The organism is Streptomyces sp. CB02959 (assembly GCF_002803155.1).
GTDB lineage: Bacteria > Actinomycetota > Actinomycetes > Streptomycetales > Streptomycetaceae > Streptomyces.
The window spans coordinates 39,374-60,548 of sequence record NZ_NNBP01000017.1 but is presented as its reverse complement, the minus strand read 5'-3'; the positions used below and the strand labels follow the sequence as shown (position 1 = coordinate 60,548).

The 21,175-nt window shown below is 71.8% G+C and carries 17 protein-coding genes; 5 read left to right on the top strand and 12 right to left on the bottom strand.

Annotated features, from left to right (window positions below; genetic code table 11):
- Positions 1 to 3 precede the first annotated feature (3 nt).
- From CG747_RS25845 to CG747_RS25830, 4 genes are all read right to left on the bottom strand, one after another.
- A complete protein-coding gene (locus CG747_RS25845) occupies positions 4 to 993 on the bottom strand; it encodes a carbohydrate ABC transporter permease (RefSeq protein WP_100604235.1) in 990 nt (329 codons plus the stop codon).
- Entirely contained in the window at positions 965 to 2,218 is a 1,254-nt protein-coding gene (locus CG747_RS25840) for an extracellular solute-binding protein (protein WP_100604234.1), read from the bottom strand. The genes CG747_RS25845 and CG747_RS25840 overlap by 29 nt, the downstream gene beginning before the upstream one ends.
- Positions 2,219 to 2,301: 83 nt before the next feature.
- Positions 2,302 to 3,147 carry an alpha/beta fold hydrolase gene (locus tag CG747_RS25835; protein WP_257980715.1) on the bottom strand — a complete coding sequence of 282 codons (846 nt, stop codon included), beginning with the start codon at positions 3,145 to 3,147 and terminating at the stop codon, positions 2,302 to 2,304.
- Between the two features lie 89 nt (positions 3,148 to 3,236).
- Positions 3,237 to 5,984, bottom strand: a complete 2,748-nt coding sequence (locus tag CG747_RS25830; RefSeq protein WP_100604233.1) for a LuxR family transcriptional regulator — start codon at positions 5,982 to 5,984, stop codon at positions 3,237 to 3,239.
- Positions 5,985 to 6,544: 560 nt separating this feature from the next.
- On the opposite strand from CG747_RS25830, the gene CG747_RS25825 reads away from it, so the two are divergent.
- Entirely contained in the window at positions 6,545 to 9,292 is a 2,748-nt protein-coding gene (locus CG747_RS25825; RefSeq protein WP_180985708.1) for an AAA family ATPase, read from the top strand.
- A 31-nt stretch (positions 9,293 to 9,323) separates the two neighbouring features.
- On the opposite strand, the gene CG747_RS25820 is transcribed toward CG747_RS25825, so the two are convergent.
- Complete coding sequence (locus CG747_RS25820) at positions 9,324 to 9,665, bottom strand: GNAT family N-acetyltransferase (RefSeq protein WP_100604231.1); 342 nt, start codon at positions 9,663 to 9,665, stop codon at positions 9,324 to 9,326.
- A 10-nt stretch (positions 9,666 to 9,675) separates the two neighbouring features.
- Positions 9,676 to 10,656, bottom strand: coding sequence for a pirin family protein (locus CG747_RS25815; protein WP_100604230.1), 981 nt, complete (start codon positions 10,654 to 10,656; stop codon positions 9,676 to 9,678).
- Between the two features lie 123 nt (positions 10,657 to 10,779).
- On the opposite strand from CG747_RS25815, the gene CG747_RS25810 reads away from it, so the two are divergent.
- Complete coding sequence (locus tag CG747_RS25810) at positions 10,780 to 11,283, top strand: carboxymuconolactone decarboxylase family protein (RefSeq protein ID WP_100604229.1); 504 nt, start codon at positions 10,780 to 10,782, stop codon at positions 11,281 to 11,283.
- Between the two features lie 33 nt (positions 11,284 to 11,316).
- Here the strand turns inward: CG747_RS25810 and CG747_RS25805 are convergent, their stop codons facing one another.
- Complete coding sequence (locus CG747_RS25805) at positions 11,317 to 12,063, bottom strand: alpha/beta fold hydrolase (RefSeq protein WP_100604228.1); 747 nt, start codon at positions 12,061 to 12,063, stop codon at positions 11,317 to 11,319.
- A gap of 447 nt (positions 12,064 to 12,510) precedes the next feature.
- On the opposite strand from CG747_RS25805, the gene CG747_RS25800 reads away from it, so the two are divergent.
- The gene (locus CG747_RS25800) at positions 12,511 to 13,347 is read left to right on the top strand and encodes an alpha/beta fold hydrolase (protein ID WP_100604227.1); all 837 of its coding nucleotides are present in this window, start codon (positions 12,511 to 12,513) and stop codon (positions 13,345 to 13,347) included.
- Between the two features lie 27 nt (positions 13,348 to 13,374).
- Here the strand turns inward: CG747_RS25800 and CG747_RS25795 are convergent, their stop codons facing one another.
- Both CG747_RS25795 and hydA read right to left on the bottom strand, forming a co-directional pair.
- Complete coding sequence (locus CG747_RS25795) at positions 13,375 to 14,391, bottom strand: TIGR03842 family LLM class F420-dependent oxidoreductase (protein WP_100604226.1); 1,017 nt, start codon at positions 14,389 to 14,391, stop codon at positions 13,375 to 13,377.
- A 12-nt stretch (positions 14,392 to 14,403) separates the two neighbouring features.
- Positions 14,404 to 15,810, bottom strand: coding sequence for a dihydropyrimidinase (gene hydA / locus CG747_RS25790; RefSeq protein WP_100604225.1), 1,407 nt, complete (start codon positions 15,808 to 15,810; stop codon positions 14,404 to 14,406).
- A gap of 334 nt (positions 15,811 to 16,144) precedes the next feature.
- Here hydA and CG747_RS25785 point away from each other — a divergent pair, with 334 nt between their 5' ends.
- Both CG747_RS25785 and CG747_RS25780 read left to right on the top strand, forming a co-directional pair.
- Positions 16,145 to 17,029: an ABC transporter substrate-binding protein gene (locus CG747_RS25785; protein WP_100604224.1), complete on the top strand. Its 885-nt coding sequence runs from the start codon at positions 16,145 to 16,147 to the stop codon at positions 17,027 to 17,029.
- Between the two features lie 120 nt (positions 17,030 to 17,149).
- Entirely contained in the window at positions 17,150 to 17,986 is an 837-nt protein-coding gene (locus CG747_RS25780) for a heparin lyase I family protein (protein ID WP_100604223.1), read from the top strand.
- Positions 17,987 to 18,271: 285 nt separating this feature from the next.
- Here the strand turns inward: CG747_RS25780 and CG747_RS25775 are convergent, their stop codons facing one another.
- From CG747_RS25775 to CG747_RS25765, 3 genes are all read right to left on the bottom strand, one after another.
- Positions 18,272 to 18,757: a hypothetical protein gene (locus CG747_RS25775; protein WP_146022159.1), complete on the bottom strand. Its 486-nt coding sequence runs from the start codon at positions 18,755 to 18,757 to the stop codon at positions 18,272 to 18,274.
- A 189-nt stretch (positions 18,758 to 18,946) separates the two neighbouring features.
- A complete protein-coding gene (locus CG747_RS25770; protein ID WP_100604221.1) occupies positions 18,947 to 20,260 on the bottom strand; it encodes an aspartate aminotransferase family protein in 1,314 nt (437 codons plus the stop codon).
- The gene (locus CG747_RS25765) at positions 20,257 to 21,099 is read right to left on the bottom strand and encodes a nitrilase-related carbon-nitrogen hydrolase (RefSeq protein ID WP_100604220.1); all 843 of its coding nucleotides are present in this window, start codon (positions 21,097 to 21,099) and stop codon (positions 20,257 to 20,259) included. The genes CG747_RS25770 and CG747_RS25765 overlap by 4 nt, the downstream gene beginning before the upstream one ends.
- Positions 21,100 to 21,175: the final 76 nt, after the last annotated feature.

Below are 21,175 nucleotides of genomic sequence, written 5' to 3'. Positions count from 1 at the left end.
CTCTCAGACGTTCCGGGCGCGGCGGTTGGCGCGCAGGTAGACGAGGGCGAAGACGAGCGAGATGACGACGAGCACGTTGCTCATCGCGGCACCGCGCCCGAACTCGAACTGCTGGAAGGACAGTTCGTAGGAACGTGTGGCGATGGTCTCGGTGGCGCCGGCCGGCCCACCGCCGGTCACCACGAGGATGATGTCCAGCACTTTGAGGGTGTAGACCACGCCCAGCACCAGCACGACGCCCACCACCGGCCGCAGCAGCGGCCAGGTGACATGGCGGAACGACGCCAGCGGACCGGCACCGTCCAGCTTCGCCGCCTCGTACAGGTGCGGCGGGATGTCCTGCAGGCCGCCGTACAGGATCGCGGTGTTGAAGGGGATTCCGACCCAGATGTTGATGAGGATCACCGACACCAGCGCCGGTGAGGTGCCGGTGAGCCAGGGGATGCCGGACGACGAGAGGTGCAGGCCGCGCAGCGCCGTGTTGACGACTCCGGTGTCGGGGTCGAGCATCCACCTCCACGTGGTTCCGGACACGACCAGTGGCAGCAGCCACGGCAGCAGCAGCAGCGAGCGCAGCACGCCACCGAGCGGGAAGCGGCGCCGGAAGAACAACGCGAAGGCCAGGCCGAGCACGAACTGCCCGGTGATCGAGCCGGCGGTGAACAGGACCGTGGTCAGCAGGGCCTTGGGGAACAGGTCCGAGGAAAGGATCTCCGAGTAGTTCCGCGTCCCCACGAACGGCGCGGCACCCGTGTAGAACGTCGTGGTCGTGTACTGCTGGAAGCTCATCACGACGTTCTTGACGATCGGGTAGCCGAAGAACAGCAGCAGGTACGCCGCCGCGGGCGCGACGAACATCCACTGGGCCAGCCGCTCCCGGAAGCGGGCCCGGACCGCGCCCCGGTCCCCCGCGGCGACGGCGCCGCCGTCCTGCCCGGTGTCCCTCCCAAGGAGCGGGGGCGGGTCAGTGACCGGTCGCGATCTGCTGCCCATTCCTGAGGGCTTCCTCCGGTGTCTGCCGGCCCGTCAGCGCGGACTGGATCGCGGTGTATATCCCGGTCGCCGCCTGCGGCCATCCGACGCCGAGCCGGCTGGTACGAGCCCGCGCCGCCTCCACGTTCTCGACGAAGGCGGCCATCGACGGAGTCCGCTCGGCGTACTGGGCGGCCACGGCGGTGCGGGAGGGCACGGTGAAGTGCTGCTCGGCCAGGGTGCGCATGGTCGAGCGGTCGTTCAGGCAGGCGAGGACCCGGGCGGCCTTCTCCTGCCGGGCCTTGGAAGGGTTCTGCGGGACCGTCCACACCTCACCGCCGAGCGGTGTGATCGGGGTCCGGCCCGCGCGGGGGACGGGGACGGGGGCCGTCCCCCAGTGCAGGTTCTTGTCCTGGTTCAGGGCGGGGATCCGCCAGGGGCCGTTGATCATCATGGCCGTCCGGCCGGCGACGAACTGGTCGTGGACGTCGGCCTGGGTCCAGTTCAGCACCGACTTCGACATGGATCCGCTCTTCACCAGGTCGACCCACAGCCGGAGTGCCTGTGCGGCCTGCGGGGTGTCCAGTCGCCGCTCGTCACCGCCGTTGGACCACAGGAAGGGCAGGAACTGCCAGGTGCCCTCGAAAGTGGCGTTCGCATCGACCGCCATGCCGTAGCGCCCGGGGCGGGTCAGCTCGGCCGCCGCCGCCTTCAGTTCGTTCCAGGTCCCGGGCACGGCCACACCGGCCTCGGCGAGCATGTCCTTGTTGTAGAAGAGGACGACCGTGCTGACGGCAGGGGCCAGTCCGTAGACCTTTCCCTTGTAGGTGCCGGCCGACAGGATGCCCTTGGCGAAGCCGCCGGAGTCGATGCCGTACCGGTCCAGTGGGGTCAGCGCGCCGGTCTGTGCGATCTGCTGGAGGTCGGGGTTGTCCAGCATCAGCAGGTCGGGAAGGGTCCGCGACGACGCCCGCTGCAGAACCTTGGGGATGAGCGACGCCCCGGGGACGCTGGTCTGCTCGACCCGCACACCGGCGGTTCTGCCGCACGCGGTGAGCACTTCGCCCCATTGGGCGTGTTCGGTTTCGTCGGTGTAGTAGTCGAGCGCGGTGATGGAGGTGACCTTGTCGGTGGCGGACCCGGCACCGGTTGCGGCACCGCATCCGGTGGCGGCCGACACAAGGGCGAGCGCTCCGGTCAGGAGCGCGGCGATCCGCCGCGTCGGCGGTCTGGCCGGTGAAATCATGCTGGTGCCTTTACCGAGTAACTGTCTGGGGCCGGGGACTGCGTCACGAGGAGGACGCACTCCGAGGGCGTGGTCAGAATGGTCTACACCGGCATCTTCCGCTCGAACGCATCGTATAGCGTCCCGAACGGACGCTCGCCCGGAGCATTCGCGGGTCCGGCTTCCGCGGGACGCGGCGGCGGTCCCGTGCGGACGAAGCCGTCGCCGCGACCACCGCCCTGTTCGGCGACCTCCCGAATCATCGCCACCACCGCGTCGGGCTGCGACAGTACGACGGCGTGCGAGCCGTCCAGCACGTATTCGGTGGCCGCCATGCGTTGCGCCATGAAGCGCTGAGCGGTGGGACTGACCATCCGGTCGGCGGTCGCGATGGCGTACCAGGACGGCTTGGAGGCCCATGCCGGCGGACCCGATCTGCCGGTCAGCGCGGTGCGGGCGATCGGGCGCTGGGCCACGGACAGCACCTCCTTGACGCCGGACGGCAGGTCGTCGGCGTACACCTGCGGGAACCGGTCCCTGCTGAGGTACAGCTCGCCGTCCGGGCCGTCGGGGAAGGCGGCGGTGAAGGTCGCGTCGGCCGCCGGCACGGGGGCGAAGCGGTTCGTGATGTCCAGGACGCACTCGCCCGCGTCGAGGCCGAACGCCGCGACGTAGCACAGGGCCACGACGTTGTCGGCGTCGGTGGCGGCGTGGGTGATGACCGCGCCACCGTAGTCGTGGCCGACCAGCACGACAGGCGCGCCGATGTCGCAGACCACGCTCCTGAGGTAGGCGGCGTCCTGCGCCAGACCGCGCAGCGGGTTCGCCGGGGCACGCACGGTCAGTCCGGCGGCGTGCAGGAGGCCGATGACCCCCGCCCACGACGAGGCATCCGCGAACGCCCCGTGCACGAGCACGATGGTCGGCGGTTGGGGGGTGGGTCGGTGCATGACGGTGACCTCCGACTGGTTGTGGGGACGCCCCAACCAAGCGCGTTCAGGTGGGGCAGGGCATCGCGTGAACGGACCAAGCGGCCCGCTCAGCTGTCGGGCAGAGCCATGACCAGATTGGCCAGCTGGACCCGGGAGTTGATCGCCAGTTTGCGGAAGACCGACGTCAGGTGGGTGTTGACCGTGTGCGGAGAGACCACGAGCAGGTCGGCGACCGATCGGTTGGTGTGGCCCTGCGCGACCAGGCGCGCGACCTTCTGCTCCGAGGCCGTGAGGGCCGCCCATCCTTGCACGGGGCGCTGTGTACCGGCTGCCCTGCGGCCGCCGTCTCCTGCCGTGTCGAGGTCGCGCTGTACGCGTGCCGCCGCGGCGTGGGCGCCCGACTCGGCGAACGTGTCGCGGGCGTCCGTCAGCGCGGCCGCGGCCTCGGGTTTCCGGCCCGCTGCCAGGAGTGCCCCTCCGAGGTCGGCGGACGCGGCGGCCCGGGCCAGCGGGCGAGGGCTCGCCTTCAGCAGGTCGACGGAGTATCCGAGCATGGCGAGATCGCTGTTCACGAGCCCGAGGGCCTGCGCCGCGATGCCGGTGGCGGTCGGCACGGCGGGATTGCGCTCGGCGTGCGCTCCGGCCTGTGCGGCCAGGTCCTCGGCGAGCTCGTACTCCGCGCCGCGCAGGGCCATGCGTATCGCGGAATCGACCCAGTCGCGCAGCAGCCGCCAGCGCATGAAGAGGTCGCTGCGCTGCACTTGCCGAATCTTGTCGACGGCGAGCGCGACGTCCCCGTCGGCGTCGGCGTGGACCGCTTCCAGGAAGCGCACCGCGGCCGTGTTGCCCGGGTTCGGCTTGGCCACCAGTCTTTCCTGCGCCGCGGCCAGATGCTCGCGCGCCGCTTCCCGGTCGCCGCGCAGCAGGGCGATCCGAGAACGGATCACGCGACCGTTCACCTGCTGCACGGGGACCTGTACCTCGTCCTCCAGACGCTCCATTGTCAGGAAGTCGGCGTCGGCGTCGTCGAGTCGGCCGAGCCCCAGATCGTGCTGCCCCTGAGCCCACAGCGTCATCGCCTGGCGCATCGCCCCGGCGCCGTTCGCCGCTCGCAGGAGCAGCCGTCCGCTGGACGCGAAGTCGTCCATGTGCAGGTGCGCGACGATCTCTTCGGGCAGGAAGGCGGTATCGAGGGCGCTCAGCGCGGCGAAGCGCTCCAGCGCGACCGCGTTCTCACCCGCGTTCTGCGCGATCTCGCCGAGCCCGGACAGGGCCAGGACGTGCGCCTCCCGGTCACCGATCGCGGTGGCGGCACGCAGCGCGCTCTCACCGGCCGCACGCGCATCGACGAGATCGTGGTCCCGGGACAGGGCCCGTGCGCGCAGGGCCGCCAGCCTCGCCCCGATCTCCGGGGCGGCACCCCCCAGGGCGAGGGCGGTTTCGGCCCGGCGGCGCAGTTCGCCGGCGAGATCCATGTTCCACAGCGTCCCGCCGAGGGCGGCCTGCAGCCGGCTGAACGTCTCCAGCGGTGGCCGGCCGGCCAGCAGCCGGTCGCCCGTCGACAGCGCCTCCCGGTTCCGGCCGGCCCGGGTCAGGCAGAGGATCGCCTGCTCCCCCACCGCGAACCTCAGCGGCCGTGCCGACGGCACCAGTTCCAGTGCACGCGTCATCAGGTCGGCCGCGAGGTCCGGCGTGACCGGCAGGATGTCGTCGGCCGCCCGCCGCAGCAGCTCCACGGCTTCCTCGTCTCCGGGCAGGGCTCCCCGGAGGATGTGCGGCACCGCGTCGACCGGCTGATGGCCCGCGGCCACGAGGTGGTGGGCGGCCTCTCGATGCAGAGCCTTCCGGGCCGACGGCGGGATGTCGACGTAGACCGCCTGGCGCAGCAGGTCATGCCGGAAGACCAGGTGATCGCCGTCGTCGTCCAGGAGTCCGGCACGCACGGCCTCCTCCAGCGCCGCGATGGATACGGCGGTCGGTCCGCCGCAGAGCGCGGCGGCGTCGCGGAAGCCGAAACTGCGTCCCAGCACCGCCCCCATCTGGAGGAAGCGCAGCGTGCCGGGCTGCAGGGACCTGAGTCTGGCGCGCACACCCACCACGAGCCCTGGGGGCACGGGTTCGTCCGACGTCCGGGCGCTCCACAGTCCCGCGAGCATCTCGACCGCCAGAAAGGGGTTCCCACCGGCTCCGTGGAGCAGGTCCCGTACCCGCTCGTCGACCACTGCCCCGAGTGTGTCGCTGGTCAGTTGGTCGATGGCCGCGCCGGACAGCGGCCCCAGGGACACGGTGACCGCCGGAAGGTTGCCGGTCGCGGCCGCGACGACCTCTTCCGCCGGGCCCGCGGGCTCCCGTCGCCCGGTCAGCATCCACAGAACCGGCGAAGTCCGCAGGCGGGTCGGAAGCTGCTGCAGGGCGAACCGGCTCAGCGGATCGGCCCACTGCACGTCGTCCAGGCCGATCAGCACCGGCACGCTGCCCGCTCTGGCTTCGATCGCCTCCGCCAGGCGCTCCACCAGCCAGATCCGCTGATCGTGATGGCGGGCGAGATCGACGAAGGCATCGTCGGACAGCAGCGGCCGATCGCCGTGCAGGACGCAGGCCGCCAACGACGAGAGCGGCACGATGTGATGCAGTTCATCGGCCTTGCCGACGCCGACGGAGAACCCCGCCGCCCTGGCCGTGGCGACGGCCTCGGCGAGCAGCGTGGTCTTGCCGATGCCCGGTTCCCCCTGGATGAGGGCCAACCCGCCGCTTCCGGTACGGGCCACCGAGGCGATCAGCGCCTGGAGCTCTTCGAGTTCGTCCTCCCTGCCACGCAGACCGCTACGGGACAGCGGACCGCCTGACCCCGCCACTTATGCTCCGTCCTGTCCGCACTCGGCCGCCGAAGCCGGGCTCGGCCCGCGCCGACTGGCGACCCCGCCCTCCCGCAGCCGGCGGCTTCCCGCGGGCACGCCATGGCTTGGCGCATCGCCGCAGGTCAGGCCCACTGTATGCGAGTGGTTCGGCACCGCGGTGCGCCCGTCGGGCCGCTCGTGACCGGACGGGGCACGGCGCAGTCGCGGCACGGCGGCGAGCTCGGCCGCCCGTCCGGCCGGCCGCACCACAGCACGTGCCCGGCTCCCCCGGCGAACCGTCTTCCCGTCGTCCGGGAATCCGGCCGTTTCTATCACGGATGTCATGGGCGCCCTCCCGCCGGTCGGGTGCCGGGCCCCACCCCCGCACGAGGAGCCGGCCCGGCACTGCTTCCAGCGTGGAACACGGGATGACTTACGTCGTCGGCACGATGACTGCGAAGCGACTGTGGCCGCGCGGTGCGCCGAGCGGCATCCGACGCTCGGCACGCTCTGGCGTTCACCGCGCGCACGTAGACTGCGACGGTCCAGGTCAGAACAGCGGCGCAGAGGAACGAAGGATGTCGGCCACCACACTGTTCGGGCGGGACGAGGAGCTGGCGACCGTCGACGGATTCGTCGACGGACTGCCCGGGCGCGGCAGTGCGCTGCTGATTCGGGGAGCCCCCGGAATCGGCAAGTCCGCCCTCTTGGAGCACGCCGTCACCCGGGCCCGGAACTCAGGATTCACCGTCCTCACGGCATCGGGGGTGCAGGCCGAGACCCATCTGCCGTTCGCGGGGCTGCACCAGCTGACCCACACCATGACGGATCGCGTCGCGCACCTTCCCCCCGCTCAGGCGGACGCGCTGCTGGGCGCCTTCGGCATGGCGGAGCCCTCCCCCCGTGCCTCCGCGCCCCGGTTCTTCATGATCGCCCTGGCCACCCTCAGCCTGCTCGGCGAGGCGTCCGCCGAAGCCCCCGTGCTGCTGGTCGTGGACGACTCCCAGTGGCTCGACATGCCGACCCTGGACGTGCTCGGGTTCCTCGCGCGCCGCGTGGGCGCCGAACCCCTCGGCCTGCTCCTTGCCGGCAGTGCGGGCCGCACGGCATGGCCGGCCGCCCCCGGCGTCCGCGAACTGCACCTCGCACCTCTGGAGCCGACCGCGGCCGACGCGCTGCTGGACGCCCGCAACCCCGCCCTCGACCCGGCGGTACGCCGCCTTGTCGCGGAGATGTCCGCCGGCAACCCCCTGGCGCTGATCGAGCTCCCGATCACCCTGGGGGCGGACGGAGCGGCCTCCGAGTCCGCGGTGTCGGCGGCGCTCCCCCTCACTGCCCGGCTGGAACGTGCTTTCGCCTCGCGGCTGGCCGATCTTCCGTCCGACACACGCCATGTGCTGCTCATCACCGCCGCCGACGACGACGGCGGGCTGCCCGAAGTGCTCGCCGCCGCCTCGGCACTGGCGGACACCGAGATCTCCGCACGCTCCCTGGAGCCCGCGATGACCGCGGGCCTGGTCTCCGCCGACGAGTTCCGCATCGGCTTCACCCACCCCTTGGTGCGCTCCGCGGTTCTGGGCTCGGCAACGCTCGCGCAACGTCTGGCCGCCCACGGCGCGCTTGCCCGCACTCTCCGCGGACAGCCCGATCGGCAGGCATGGCACCGGGCGGCGGCCATCGGCCGTCCCGACGAGGCGGTGGCGCGGCAACTGGACCAGGTGGCTCTCCGGGCGAAGGGGCGTGGCGCGGCCGCGGTCGCCCTGACGGCGTTGGAACGCGCCACAGCACTGAGCGAAGTCCCTTCCGGACGAGTGGCCCGCCTTCTGGGCGCCGCGGAACTGGGCCTCGAACTCGGCCGGACAGACCACGCGGCACGCCTGTTGCGGCAGGCCGAACAGCTGGAGCTCGGCGTGCTGGAGCAGGCGCGCCTGCTCCAGCTGCGCGAGGGCCTCGAAGGGGATGTGGCCACGAACACACCCCGGCTCCATCTGCTGATCACCACAGCGGAGCGGGCCGCCGAGGCCGGCGATCCCGAACTGGCCCTGCAGCTGCTGCGCTCGGCCGCGCGGCGGTGCTGGTGGTCGGACCCCGGGCGGGAACTGCGGGAACGCGTGGTGGCCGCGGCCGAGCGGCTGCCCGTTTCGGAACTCCACCCGGACCTGGTGTACACGCTGGCGGCGGCCGCCCCGCTGGAGCGTGCGGCGACGGTACTCGACCGCCTGGAGCGCCTCGAACGCCAGGGCGGGTACGACGTCCAGGCCGCCGCCACCCTGGGCACGGCGGCCACGATGGCGAACGCGTACGACCGCGCCACCGGGTTCCTCCGGCACGCGGCGGCCGGCCTGCGCGGCCAGTGCCGTCTGGGCCTGCTGGCCCAGACTCTGGTGTCCCTCGCCTTCAGCGCCGTGCACACCGTCGACTGGGAGACCGGGCTCCCGGCCGTGGCCGAGGCGATGCGGCTGGCCGAGGAGAACGCCCAGCCGCGCTGGCTGACCGGTGCGCGGATCGCGAAGGCGCAGTTCGCCGCGTTGCACGGGGATCTGGACACGGCGCTCGCCGTCATCGGCGAGGCGGAGCGCCAGGGGCTGTCCGCGGCCCACCCCTCCAATCTCGCCTTCATCCAGATCACGCGCGGCCTCATCGGCCTCGCCGCCGGTGACCACGCCGAGGCGTTCCACTGCGTCTGGCGGGTCTTCGACCCGGTCGACCCGGCCCACCATCCGTTCCTCCAGACCATCGCCATCGCGGAGTTGGCCGAGGCCGCCACGGGCGAGGAGCAACGAGCCCTGGCGAAGGCCGCGTTGGAACGGCTCGTGGCGTCCGCCGGGGCGAGCGGGGCTCAACTGACCCGGATCAACCTGGCGTTCGCCCATGCCCTGCTCGCCGACGACGAGCACGCGGAGGAGCACTTCCGGGCGGCACTCGATCTGGACATGTCCCGGGCCCCCTTTGCTCGCGCCCGGCTGATGCTCGCCCACGGCGCCTGGCTGCGACGGCGCCGCCGCGTGATGGAAGCCCGCACTCCGCTGCGGATCGCCCGGGAGTCCTTCGCGTCCCTCGGCGTGGAGCCGTGGGCCGAACGGGCCTGCCGGGAACTCCGCTCGGCGGGCGAGGGCGGCAAGCGCCGACACCGCACCGACTGGGACCTGCTCACGCCTCAGGAGCTGCAGATCGCCCAGCTCGCGGCGGACGGCCTGTCCAACAAGGAGATAGGCCAGCAGCTGTACCTGTCACCGCGCACGATCGGCGCGCACCTGTACCGCATCTTCCCGAAGCTCGGGATCACCTCTCGCGGCCAGCTGAGGGACAAACTGGCCGCGAACTGAGCAGCCCGGGGAACAGGTGGCGGCGCGGAGGTCACCGCGCCAACACGGTCTCCAGCCACTGCAGGACTTCGGGGGTCACGGGGTCGGCCAGGTCGGCGAACTCGTCGTGGCTCTTGAGGAACTTCGCCACGTAGGGGCAGACCGGCACGAAGCGCTTCCCGGAGGCGCGTACGTCGTCCAGGGCCTGCCGGACGAGGATCGAGGCCAGGCCCTGCCCGGCGAAGGCGTCGTCGATCTCGGTGTGGAAGAAGACGCGCCGGTCGTCGCGGTCGCGGTACGCGGTGAAGCCGGCGGTCGTGCCGTCGACCAGGATCTCGTACCGGTGCCTGGCGTCGACGCGCTGGACGGTCCGGGCGGTGGCGGGCTGGGTCATCGTGAGCCTTTCAGTGGTGCGTCGGGTTCTTGCGCGGTGTGATGGTGGCGTTCGGAAGGGCGGGCGCGGGAAGCCGGGCGCCGTCGTAGCCGTCGACGGTGCCGAAGCGGTCGGAAGCGTCCTCCCAGGCTTGCCGGGCCTCGACGATGTCCTCGTGGCTGCGGCCGATGAAGTTCCACCACATGGCGATCTGCTCCTCGAACGGCGTCCCGCCCAGCAGGACCGCCCGAGCGGGGGCGTCCGTCTCGTTCACCAACGTCAGCGTGTCGTTTCCGGTGCCGACGTAGCCCAGTTCCGCCGGGCGCAGGAGCGTTCCGGCCATGCGGACGTCCCCTTGGTCGACGAGCAGGCCGTGCTCGAAGTCGGTACGCACCGCGAGTGTGGTCGTCGAGCGCGGATCGAGGACGAGTTCGGCGCCGAGCAGCGGCGTGAACGTCGGCACCGGAGAGGTGTCACCTGCGAGGGATCCCAGGAACACGCTGATCTCCGCGCCGCCCGTCCGCACCGGGCTCGGCACGTGGTGCCGGAAGTCACGGCCCGTGTGCCGGTGCTCTTCGGGCAGGGCCACCCACAGCTGGACGCCGTGCAGGATCGTGGTGCCGGCGGTGGAGACCTCCGAGTGGCTGATGCCGTGCCCGCCCGTCATGAGGTTCAGCTCGCCGGGCCGTACGAAGGCGTGGCTGCCCAGGCTGTCGCGGTGCTCGATCTCCCCGCTGAACAGCCAGCTCACGGTCTGCAGACCGATGTGCGGATGGGGGGCGACGTCCATGCCGCCGGTGTCGGCGACGTCGTCCGGGCCGTAGTGGTCGACGAAGCACCAGGCGCCGATCAGCGTCCGGGCCCGCTGCGGCAGCGTGCGCCGCACCGTCATCGCCCTCGGGCCTCCCAACGGGACGTCCCGCGCGGGCAACACGTCGACCTGCGGGGCGGGCCGGCCGTGGTCGCCGGCAGCGTGGCGCTGCGCGGGGGGATTCACTTCGACGTCGGTCATCGAGCGCCCTCTCACATCCGAATGTGGTTTCATATTCAACAATAATGCCTGAGAGTGTTCCGTGTCCCCCCGCATACGCGGCAGCGCGAGCGGCGGTCGGGGGCGGCCGTGAAGGAGTCCAGATTGAGTGACACCACCGCAGATCCGGCGACCCGGCGGATCTTCGTCGACAAGCAGAGCCCCAAGCCCTACCACGCGCTGGTCGAGACGGCGGAAGCGGTCCGTACCGCCGCCGCCGAGGCGGGGCTGGACCACGCCCTGGTCGAGCTGATCAACCTCCGGGTGTCACAGATCAACGGCTGCGCCTACTGCCTCAACGTGCACACCAGGGCCGCGTCGCGCGCCGGCGAAACCCCGCAGCGGCTGGGCGTGTTGGCCGCATGGCGCGACACCGGGCTGTTCACGGAACGGGAGCGGGCGGCACTCGCCCTGGCGGAGGCGACCACCGAACCCGCCGACGCCGCCCTGCAGGAACGCGCCTACGCAACAGCCCGCCAGGTCTTCGACGACGACGAGATATCCGCGGTGATCTGGGTGGCGATCACCATCAACGCGTTCAACCGGGTCTCCATCCTGAGCAAGCACCCCGTCACGGCGTCCCCGGACAGCAGGTCCGCACACGGGTGACGGCCGCCGGGGGCGGCGCGCGAGCCGGACACCTCAGGACCGGCCGGGTCCGTCGGCGGCGGTGGCCCGCACGGCCTCCTCGATCAGCTGGACGACGCGCTCGGGGCGGGCGAGCATCACCAGGTGCGAGGAGTCGACCTCGACGGTGGTCATCCCGGCCCTCCGGTAGCCATGGCGCTCCACATCCGGATTGATGGTGCGGTCGGCTGTGGCGACCAGACCCCACGAGGGCTTGGTCCGCCACGCCGCCGTCGGCGCCTTCTCGCTGAAGGCCCGTGCGGCCAGCGGACGTTGGGAGACGGCGAGTACGGAGGCGAGGCGGGGGTCGACGTCGGCGGCGAAGACGTCCGGGAACCTGTCGATCCGCACCGACACCTCGGTACCGGGAGCAGCGGAGCCCTCGATCGGGAAGGAGGTGTGGACGAGCGCGGCGGCGAGGTCGGAGTCGGGGAAGCCGCCCTGCAGCTCGCCCAGGCTCTCGCCTTCCTCCAGGGCGTAACCGGCCAGGTAGACCAGCCCTCTGACGTTCTCCTCCACTCCTGCGACGGTGATGACGGCACCGCCGTAGGAGTGCCCGACCAGGACGACCGGTCCGGGTATCCGGCGGACGATCGAGGCGACGTAGGCGGAGTCGCCGAGCAGGCTGCGGTTGGGCACCGCGGGCGCCACCACGTCCAGGCCGCGGGCGAGCAGCTCCGGGATGACCCGGGCGAAGCCGGAGGCGTCGGCGAAGGCGCCGTGGACCAGGACGACGGTCGGGCTGTCCGAACGGGACGACAAGGCACAACTCCCTGCTGATGATGTCGTGGTGGCTGGCAATGCGCGGCCGGGCGGTCGGGAACGGCGTCCGGGCCGGGGCCGGACCGCGGGCACGAACAGCACATTAGGGGTGGCCGAAGGAGCCGGCTTGCCTGTCGATGCATCACCTGTGGTCTGTCCGCGCCCGCGGGCGAGCGGCGCCTTCGAGGCCCCTTGCACAGCAGCGCGCCGGAATACCGAACACGCCGCGTCCTGGCACTCCCGGGCAAGAGGAGGTGCGCTCGACGACAACACCCGGCGGAACACCGGCCCTAGCGTGCTGGCAATCAGCGCCGCGCATGCCGTGAACGCCGTGTACGCCCGGACGCCGCCGGCCGATCCGCCGATGCCGTCCGTGCCGCGCCCTCCCTCATCGGGACGGGTCATGGTCCTGCGCGCGCCCGTCACTCCGCAAGAAGGAACGAGACCTTGCCGTACATCACCGTGGGCCAAGAGAACTCCACCGCCATCGACCTCTACTACGAGGACCACGGCACCGGGCAGCCGGTCGTCCTCATCCACGGCTTCCCGCTCGACGGCCACTCCTGGGAGCGGCAGACCGCCGTGCTGCTGGACGCGGGCTACCGCGTGATCACCTATGACCGACGCGGCTTCGGGCAGTCGAGCCAGCCGACCACCGGCTACGACTACGACACCTTCGCGGCCGACCTGAACACGGTGATGGAGACCCTCGACCTGCGGGACGCCGTCCTGGTCGGCTTCTCGATGGGCACCGGCGAGGTCGCCCGCTACGTGGCCGCCTACGGCTCCGCCCGGGTCGCCAAGGTCGCCTTCCTGGCCTCGCTCGAACCCTGCCTGCTCAAGACGGACGACAACCCCGACGGGGTCGCCCCGAAGGAGTTCTTCGACGGCGTCGTCGCGGCGGTGAAGGCGGACCGCTACGCGTACTACACGGACTTCTACCGGGACTTCTACAACCTGGACGAGAACCTCGGCACCAGGATCAGCGAGGAAGCGGTCCGCAACAGCTGGAACGTCGCGGCGAGCGGCGGCTTTTACGCGGCCGCCGCCGCGCCGTCCACCTGGTACACCGACTTCCGGGCCGACATCCCGGCCATCGACGTGCCGGCCCTGATCCTGCACGGTACGGGCGACCGGATCCTGCCCGTCGAGGGGACCGCGCGGCCGTTCCGCAAGGCGCTGCCGTCCGCCGACTACGTGGAGATCGAGGGCGCCCCGCACGGCCTGCTGTGGACCCACGCGGAAGAGGTCAACACCGCGCTCCTCGCCTTCCTGGGGAAGTGACCCCGCCGCGGCCCCGTGGGTCGGGGATCAGCCCCGCAGAGCAGGGATGATCCCCGACCCGTACCCGTCGATGAGCTCCTCCCTGGCGTCATGCATGGCGTAGACCGCGAACTGGTCGACGCCCAGCGCCCGCAACGCCCTCAGCTTCTCCAGGTGTTGCTCCTCGGTGCCGAGGACGCAGAAGCGGTCGACGATCTCGTCGGGTACGAAGGCGGTGTCGGGATTGTCGGCGCGGCCGTGATGGGCGTAGTCGTAGCCGTCGCGGTCCTTGATGTAGGCGGTGAGGGCCTCGGGGACGGCATCGGAGTGCTCGCCGTATCTGGCGACGAGGTCCGCGACGTGATTGCCCACCATGCCGCCGAACCAGCGGCACTGCTCGCGTGCGTGCGCAAGCGCGGCGGGCGAGGTGTCGGCGGTGAGGTAGGCGGGCGCGGCCACGCAGATCGTCACCGAGGACGGGTCGCGGCCGGCGGCGGCCGCCGCGTCCCGTACCGCCTTCACCATCCACTCCGTCAGATACAGGTCGGTCAGCTGGAGGATGAAGCCGTCGGCCAGCTGACCGGCCAGGGCCAGCGCCTTCGGGCCGTACGCCGCCATCCACACCGGAAGGCGCCCGTCGCGCACCCAGGGAATCCGCAGCGTCCGCCCGTCCACCCGCGCCTCGCGTCCCTCCGCCAGATCACGGATGACGTGGATCGCCTCGCCGAGCGTGGCCAGGGTGTTCGGCTTCCGTCCGGCGACCCGCATCGCCGAGTCGCCCCGGCCGATGCCGCACACCGTGCGGTTGCCGAACATGTCGTTGAGCGTCGCGAAGGTCGACGCGGTCACCTCCCAGGTGCGCGTCCCCGGGTTCGTCACCATCGGTCCGACCGTCAACGCGGTGGTGTGCTCCAGAATCTGGCTGTAGATGACGAAGGGCTCCTGCCAGAGCACTGCCGAGTCGAAGGTCCAGCCGTAGCGAAAGCCGTTGTGCTCCGCGCGCCGCATCAGGTCGACGACGGTCGACGCGGGCGGGTCCGTCTGCAGCACGATTCCGAAATCCACGGGTGGAGCCTCCTAGTTCAGGTACTGGCAGGTGGCGCGCGGCATGTACTGGCCGTGGCCGGCGCGCCCGGTGAACTTCCGCTGGTCGATGACGAGTTCGCCGCGCGACAGGACCGTCTCCACCCGGCCGGTGACGCGCCTGCCCTCGTACGCCGAGTAGTCGACGTTCATGTGGTGCGTCGCCGCCGACATGACCTGCTCGACGGCCGGGTCGTAGACGACCACGTCGGCGTCCGCGCCCGGCGCGATCGTGCCCTTCTTGCCGTACAGCCCGAACATGCGGGCCGGGGCGGCGCAGGCGATCTCGATCCAGCGGCGGCGGCTGATCCGCCCGTCCACGACCGCCTGGTGGAGCAGATCCATACGGTTCTCCACTCCGGGCAGACCGTTGGGGATCTTGGAGAAGTCGTCGCGGCCCAGCTCCTTCTGTCCCACGAAACAGAACGGGCAGTGGTCGGTGGAGACGACCTGGAGGTCGTCGGTGCGCAGGGCCCGCCACAGCGCGGCCTGGTGTTCACGTGGTCGCAACGGTGTGCTGCAGACGTACTTCGCGCCCTCGAAGTCGGGCTCGGCGAGGTTGTCGGTGGACAGGTACAGGTACTGCGGGCAGGTCTCGCCGAAGACCGGCAGCCCCAGGTCCCTGGCCGCCGTCAGCTCCGCGACGGCCTCCTGCGCCGCCACGTGCACCACGTACAGCGGGGAACCCGCCACCCGCGCGAGCTGGATCGTCCGGTGCGTCGCCTCCGCCTCCAGCAGCGCCCTGCGCACCTCGCCGTGGTACCGCGGATCCGTTTCGCCCCGCTCCAGCGCCTGTCGCACCAGCACGTCGATCGCGATGCCGTTCTCCGCGTGCATCATGATCAACCCGCCGTTGCCGGCGGCCTGTTGCATCGCCCGCAGGATCTGCCCGTCGTCGCTGTAGAAGACCCCCGGGTAGGCGGTGAAGAGCTTGAACGAGGTCACCCCTTCGCCCACGAGCCCGTCCATCTCCCGCAGCGTCGCGTCGTTCACGTCGGAGAGGATCATGTGGAAGCCGTAGTCGATCGCGCACTGGGCGTCGGCCTTCGCATGCCAGACGTCCAGGCCCTGCCGCAGCGACTGGCCGACCGACTGGATCGCGAAGTCGATGATCGTGGTGGTGCCGCCCCAGGCGGCCGCGCGGGTGCCCGACGCGAACGTGTCGGACGAGGTCGTCCCGCCGAACGGCATTTCAAGGTGGGTATGGGCGTCGACGCCGCCCGGTACGACGTACCTTCCGGTGGCGTCCAGGACCCGGTCGGCGCCGGCGGTCCAGCCCTCGGCGGTCGCGCTGTCGTGTGCGGCGAGGGCGGCGATCCGGCCGTCCTCGATCAGGACGTCGGCGTGCATCTCCTCGGCGGCGGTGATGACCAGTCCGCCCCGGACGACCGTACGGCTCATCTCGGCTCCCTACCTGACGCTACGTCACAAGCTGGTCTACACCCGTAGATTCCGGACGGGAAGGAGACACCGTAGAAGCATGTCACCCACCGTGGCAATACGGTGACGGAAGATCGGCCACCGGACGGGTGTCGCGGCGGCGGTCAGCCGGGTGGTTGAACAGGGGGTGCGCGAGGGGCGCCGGGGGCGTGGGCCGGGAGGGGTGCGGGGGCAGCCGGATGGGCAGGTAACAGACCCCGAACCCACAACTTCGAAAGTCATGACGGAACCACGCCTTCACAATCGGCACCGAGGACGTCAAAAGACACACATGACGACAGAAAGGCGATGCGCCATGGAGCAGAGCACACCGTGGGAGTTCTCCGACGACCGCGGGCGCCTGGTGGTGGCCGGAACCCGACCGGCACGGATCGTGGCCTACATACAGGCGGGAGCCACGCTGTGGGACCACGGCATCCGCCCCGTGGGCCTGTTCGGATCCCAGCACGACGGGGTGGCGGCCGACCCGGCCAAGGCCGGTGAGCTTCCGCTGGCCGAGATCCGGTACCTCGGCTCGGGCAGCGCGCTGCACCCGGACACCCTGCTGGAGGCCCGCCCGGACCTCGTGGTGGCGGTGACCTACGACGGGGAGCAGGTCTACGGCCTGGAAGCGAAGATCGCGCAGGAGTTGGAGGAACAGGTCCCGGTGGCCACCGTCGCGGTGGGCCCGGGGCGCAGCCTGCCCGAGGTGCGGGAGCGGTTCGCGGCGCTGGCCGGTTCCCTGGGGCACGGCGAACCACTGTCCATGGCAAAGGAGTTGGACGCGGCCGAGGACGAGCTGCGGCAGGCCACCGGCGGTCCGGCGCGGCCGCGGGTGGTGGCGCTGTCGCCCGCCGGGCCGGACCGGGTGCACCTGGCCCGGCCGGGCACCTGGCCGGACCTGCGGGCCCTGGCCGAGCACGGCGCGGAGCTGCCGGAGCCGGCGGCCGGCGCCGGGGCGAACTGGTCGACGGTCGGCTGGGCGGAGGCCGCCGCGCTCGCCCCGGACGTCGTCCTGGTGGACGCCCGGGTCAACGCCGCCCGGATCGAGGCGCTGCGTACGGACGAGAACTGGCGGGCGATCGAGGCCCGGGCCCGACTGCTGCCGTGGAACCCGGAGGCCCCGGTCAGCCGGCGCGCCCACACCCGCTTCTTCACCGAGGTGGCCGGCGCGGTGCGCGCGGCCGCGGCCCGGAAATAGCGCCCGGGATCTCGCGATGCACCGGACGACGGCCGCCCGGCCACCCCCTTGACGGCAACTGGCAACAAACCTAACTTTCACTCCCGTCCCCTGCCCCCCCCACACGCCGGGAGTCCCCCCATGAAGCGACCCCTGATCCCCCACCTCCGATGGGGAGTTGCCCTTGTCGCCGGAATCGTGCTGACCGGCGCCTGTTCCGCGACCGCCGGGCAGGCCCCGTCCGCGCTCCGGCCCGGCGGCGCGCACCCGGCCGCCGGTCCCCGCGCGGCCGCGCTGTGGCAGGCCGACCCGGCCAGGGGCACCGCCGACTTCGAGGGCACCGAGACCAAACCGGGCACGGTGAAGGTGGTCGACGACCCGGCCGGACAGCACGGGAAGTCCTTCGCGCTGCACACCTCCGGAGACAAGATCGACGGACCCACCCGGGTGCGGGTGGAGACCCGCGGCCACCGCACCGGCAGCGGCCCGCTGCGCTACTCCCGGGACGGCGACGTCTTCTACATCGGCTGGCGCTCGATGTGGGGCCCGCTGCCGACGAAGAAGGGCGAGTGGGTGGTCCTGTGGCAGCTCAAGGACTACGGCTCGGGTGCCGCCACCCCGCCGTTGTCGCTGCGCGCCCGGGGCGACGGCACCGTCGACCTGGAGTACTGCGACCCGCAGCTGAAAACCACGCAGCTCTGGCACGCCCCGATCGCCCTCGGCACCTGGCACGACTTCGTCCTCGGCATCAAGGTCTCGAAGGACCCGGCGCGCGGCTGGGTGCGGCTCTGGCACGACGGCACCGCCCAGAAGCTGCCCGGCGGCACCGAGCAGTACCCCGCGGCGACCCTGCGCGGCGACTGGGTCACCGACAAGTGGGGCGTCTACCGCTCCGACGGCGTCAAGGGACCGGCCACCGCCCTGCTCAACAGCCCTGCTGTGGGCAGGAGTTACCAGGATGCGGCACCCAAGGACTGACGCGCCGCGCGACGTCCCCCTGGGCGCGCTCGCGGTCCGGGGCGCACCGGGCCGCGGCCACCACGCGGACGGCCGACCCATGGGCGCGCGCCCGCCCCGTCGATCCTGTATGATCATCTTGCAACTCCGGCCCGCGGGCGGGAGTCACGCGTCTGTGGTCCAAGGAAAGACGTCCACCAACCGGTGGGAAATGCAGGTGCAAGGCCTGCCGGGCGCTCCATACGAAGGGTCCCCGCTCATGGAGCGGGGACCCTTTCTCGTACCGGACGGCACCCGCCCGGCGCGTCACTGCCCGAAGAAGGCGCCCTGACACAGGGTCAACACGTCCGGCCGCACCTTGCCGGCGGCCATCCCGCAGATCATCCGCGAGTCCATGGTGCCGTGCGCGCCCGGCGGCCCTAGGGCGGGGTGGTGCCGGGGCGGTGCGGCGTACCCGGAACGCGGCGGCTCCCCGTGGCGGGGCGGCGCCGGCCGCGCGGGGTGCGGATGCGCCGCGTCGGGGTGCCGTCCTCGGCGCGGGGCCGATGCGTCCGCCGCCCCGTCCGCTTCCGGGGCCGCGGCGTCCCCGGGCGCTGCCGGGTGCTTCGCGGACACCACCTGTTCGTGCGGGGCCGCCTCCGACGGCGCCCGGGCACCGGGGCGTTCGGGTACGGAAGGGGCCGGATGGGGCCCGGACGGTGCCGTCCGGGGTGTCGGGGCGGAGACGGACACACAGCCGGTGACCGTCGCCAGCATCGCGGCCGTCAGGGCGAGGAGATGAGGGGTACGCACGGTCCCACCGTCCCGATCCCGCCCCGGCCGGACAAGCAACACGCCGGGGAACCACGCGCACGAGGGAGCACGGCGCTCTCCGGTCGACGCGCGCCGCACCCCGGAGAGCACCTCTCCGGGGACGGAAACGGCACGGGCCGACCCGGATGCGCCGGACAAGGGCCCTCGGGTCCGGCGCATCCGGGTCGGCTAGCCCGCGACGAGTTGCTGTTGCGTCCACCGCAGGGCGTCGGCGAGGAGTTCCGCGCCGTGTTCCGCCTCGGCGACGGTGAGCGTGAGCGGCGGCGCGATGCGGAGCGAGGCGCCGCCCCAGCCGCCCTTGCCGACCAGCAGACCGCGGTCGCGGGCGGCCTCCAGTACCAGCGTGGCGGCCTCCGGGGAAGGTTCGTCGGTGCCCGGCCGGACCAGCTCGACCCCGATCATCAACCCCCGTCCGCGGACCTCCCGCACCACGTCGAGGCCGGCCGCCACCGCCCGCAGCCGCTCGATGAGCAGTCCGCCGACCCGCCGGGCGTTGCCCTGGAGGTCGTGCTCCAGGAGGTAGCCGAGGTTGGCCAGGCCCGCGGCCATGGTGATCGGGCTGCCACCGAAGGTCGAGATGGAGTTGGCGGGCAGGCAGTCCATGACCTCGGCGCGGGCCACCACCCCGCCCAGGGACATGCCGTTGCCGATGCCCTTGGCGAAGGTGAGCAGGTCCGGCGGGCCGTTCCCGGCGTGCGCCTGCCAGCCCCAGAAGTGGTCGCCGGTGCGGCCCCAGCCGGTCTGCACCTCGTCGCTGATCCACAGGATCCCCTCGCGGGCCAGCACCTCGCGGAACGCCGCGTACAGCCCGTCCGGGGGCGCGGTGAACCCGCCGACGCCCTGCACCGGTTCGGCGATCAGCGCGGCGACGCCGCCCGCGGTCTGCTGGAGCATGTCCTCCAGGTCCGCGACGCAGGCCGCGATGTACTCCACGTCGCCGAGGTCGGCGTACGGGCCGCGGGACCGCACGCCGCCGTGGACGTAGAGGGTCTGGAGCGGCGAGAGGCTGGTGGGCGACCAGCTCTGGTTGCCGGTGACGCCGACGGTGGAGAAGGACCGGCCGTGGTAGCTGTTGCGCATCGCCAGCACCTGGTTGGAGCGGCGGTGGGTGGTGGCCAGCAGCAGTGCGGCGTCGTTGGCCTCGGTGCCGGAGGTGGTGAAGAAGACCCGGGCGTCGGGGATGCCGGAGAGCGTGGCGATCCGCTCCGCCAACTCGACCATGGGGCGGGAGAGGTACAGCGTGGAGGTGTGCAGGATCCGGCCGGCCTGCTCGGTGACCGCCTTGGTCACCTCGGGCAGGGCGTGCGCGGTCATGGTGGTGAGGATGCCGCCGAAGAAGTCGAGGTAGCGGTTGCCCTCGGCGTCCCAGACGTGCCGGCCCTCGCCGTGGGTGAGCTCCAGGGGCCGTTCGTAGTAGAGGCTCAGCCAGGACGGCATCACCGCCCGGTGGCGGGCGTGCAGGCTGCCGGTGTCGTGCGTCACGGCTGCACCAGCCCGTCGTAGGCGTCCGGTCGGCGGTCGCGGTAGAACGCCCACTGCCGGCGGACCTCGTCGATCAGGCCGAAGTCCAGGTCGCGGACGACCAGTTCCTCCTCGGTGTCGCTGGCGGGCCCGCCGACGAACTGGCCGCGCGGGTCGACGAAGTAGCTGGAGCCGTAGAACTCGTTGTCGCCGTACTCCTCCACGCCGACCCGGTTGATCGCCGCGACGAAGTACTCGTTGGCGACCGCCGCCGCGGGCTGCTCCAGCTTCCACAGGTAGCCCGACAGCCCGCGCGAGGTGGCGGACGGGTTGTAGACGAGCTGGGCGCCGTTGAGGCCCAACTGCCGCCAGCCCTCGGGGAAGTGCCGGTCGTAGCAGATGTAGACGCCGATCCGGCCGACGGCGGTGTCGAAGACCGGCCAGCCGGCGTTCCCCGGGCGGAAGTAGTACTTCTCCCAGAAGCCCTTGACCTGCGGGATGTGGTGCTTGCGGTACTTGCCGAGGACGGTGCCGTCGGCGTCGATGACGGCGGCGGTGTTGTAGTAGAAGCCGGCCTGCTCGACCTCGAAGACCGGGACGACGATCACCATTCCGGTCTCCCGGGCGAGGTCCTGCATCCGCCGTACGGTCGGGCCGTCCGGTACCGGCTCCGCCCAGCGGTAGTGCTCCGGCTCCTGGACCTGGCAGAAGTACGGGGCGTTGAAGACCTCCTGGAAGCCGATCACCTTCGCGCCCTGCGCGGCCGCCGCCCTGGCGTGCTCCTCGTGTTTCGCGATCATCGATTCGGTGTCGCCGGTCCAGGTCGCCTGGACCAGTGCGGCACGCACAACATCGGCCATGAGCTGCTCCTTTGTCGATGCGTCAGCCTGCGGGGCGCGGATCTACGCGTGTGGAGGCGACCGTAGGCCCCGTCAC

Bases quoted from the DNA above. Each gene is read 5' to 3' on its own strand.
- CG747_RS25840 (WP_100604234.1), bottom strand. From the start codon at position 2,218: ATGATTTCACCGGCCAGACCGCCGACGCGGCGGATCGCCGCGCTCCTG.
- CG747_RS25845 (WP_100604235.1), bottom strand. From the start codon at position 993: ATGGGCAGCAGATCGCGACCGGTCACTGACCCGCCCCCGCTCCTTGGG.
- CG747_RS25820 (WP_100604231.1), bottom strand. From the start codon at position 9,665: ATGACCCAGCCCGCCACCGCCCGGACCGTCCAGCGCGTCGACGCCAGG.
- CG747_RS25780 (WP_100604223.1), top strand. From the start codon at position 17,150: ATGAAGCGACCCCTGATCCCCCACCTCCGATGGGGAGTTGCCCTTGTC.
- CG747_RS25785 (WP_100604224.1), top strand. From the start codon at position 16,145: ATGGAGCAGAGCACACCGTGGGAGTTCTCCGACGACCGCGGGCGCCTG.
- hydA (WP_100604225.1), bottom strand. From the start codon at position 15,810: ATGAGCCGTACGGTCGTCCGGGGCGGACTGGTCATCACCGCCGCCGAG.
- CG747_RS25815 (WP_100604230.1), bottom strand. From the start codon at position 10,656: ATGACCGACGTCGAAGTGAATCCCCCCGCGCAGCGCCACGCTGCCGGC.
- CG747_RS25825 (WP_180985708.1), top strand. From the start codon at position 6,545: ATGTCGGCCACCACACTGTTCGGGCGGGACGAGGAGCTGGCGACCGTC.
- CG747_RS25835 (WP_257980715.1), bottom strand. From the start codon at position 3,147: ATGCACCGACCCACCCCCCAACCGCCGACCATCGTGCTCGTGCACGGG.
- CG747_RS25765 (WP_100604220.1), bottom strand. From the start codon at position 21,099: ATGGCCGATGTTGTGCGTGCCGCACTGGTCCAGGCGACCTGGACCGGC.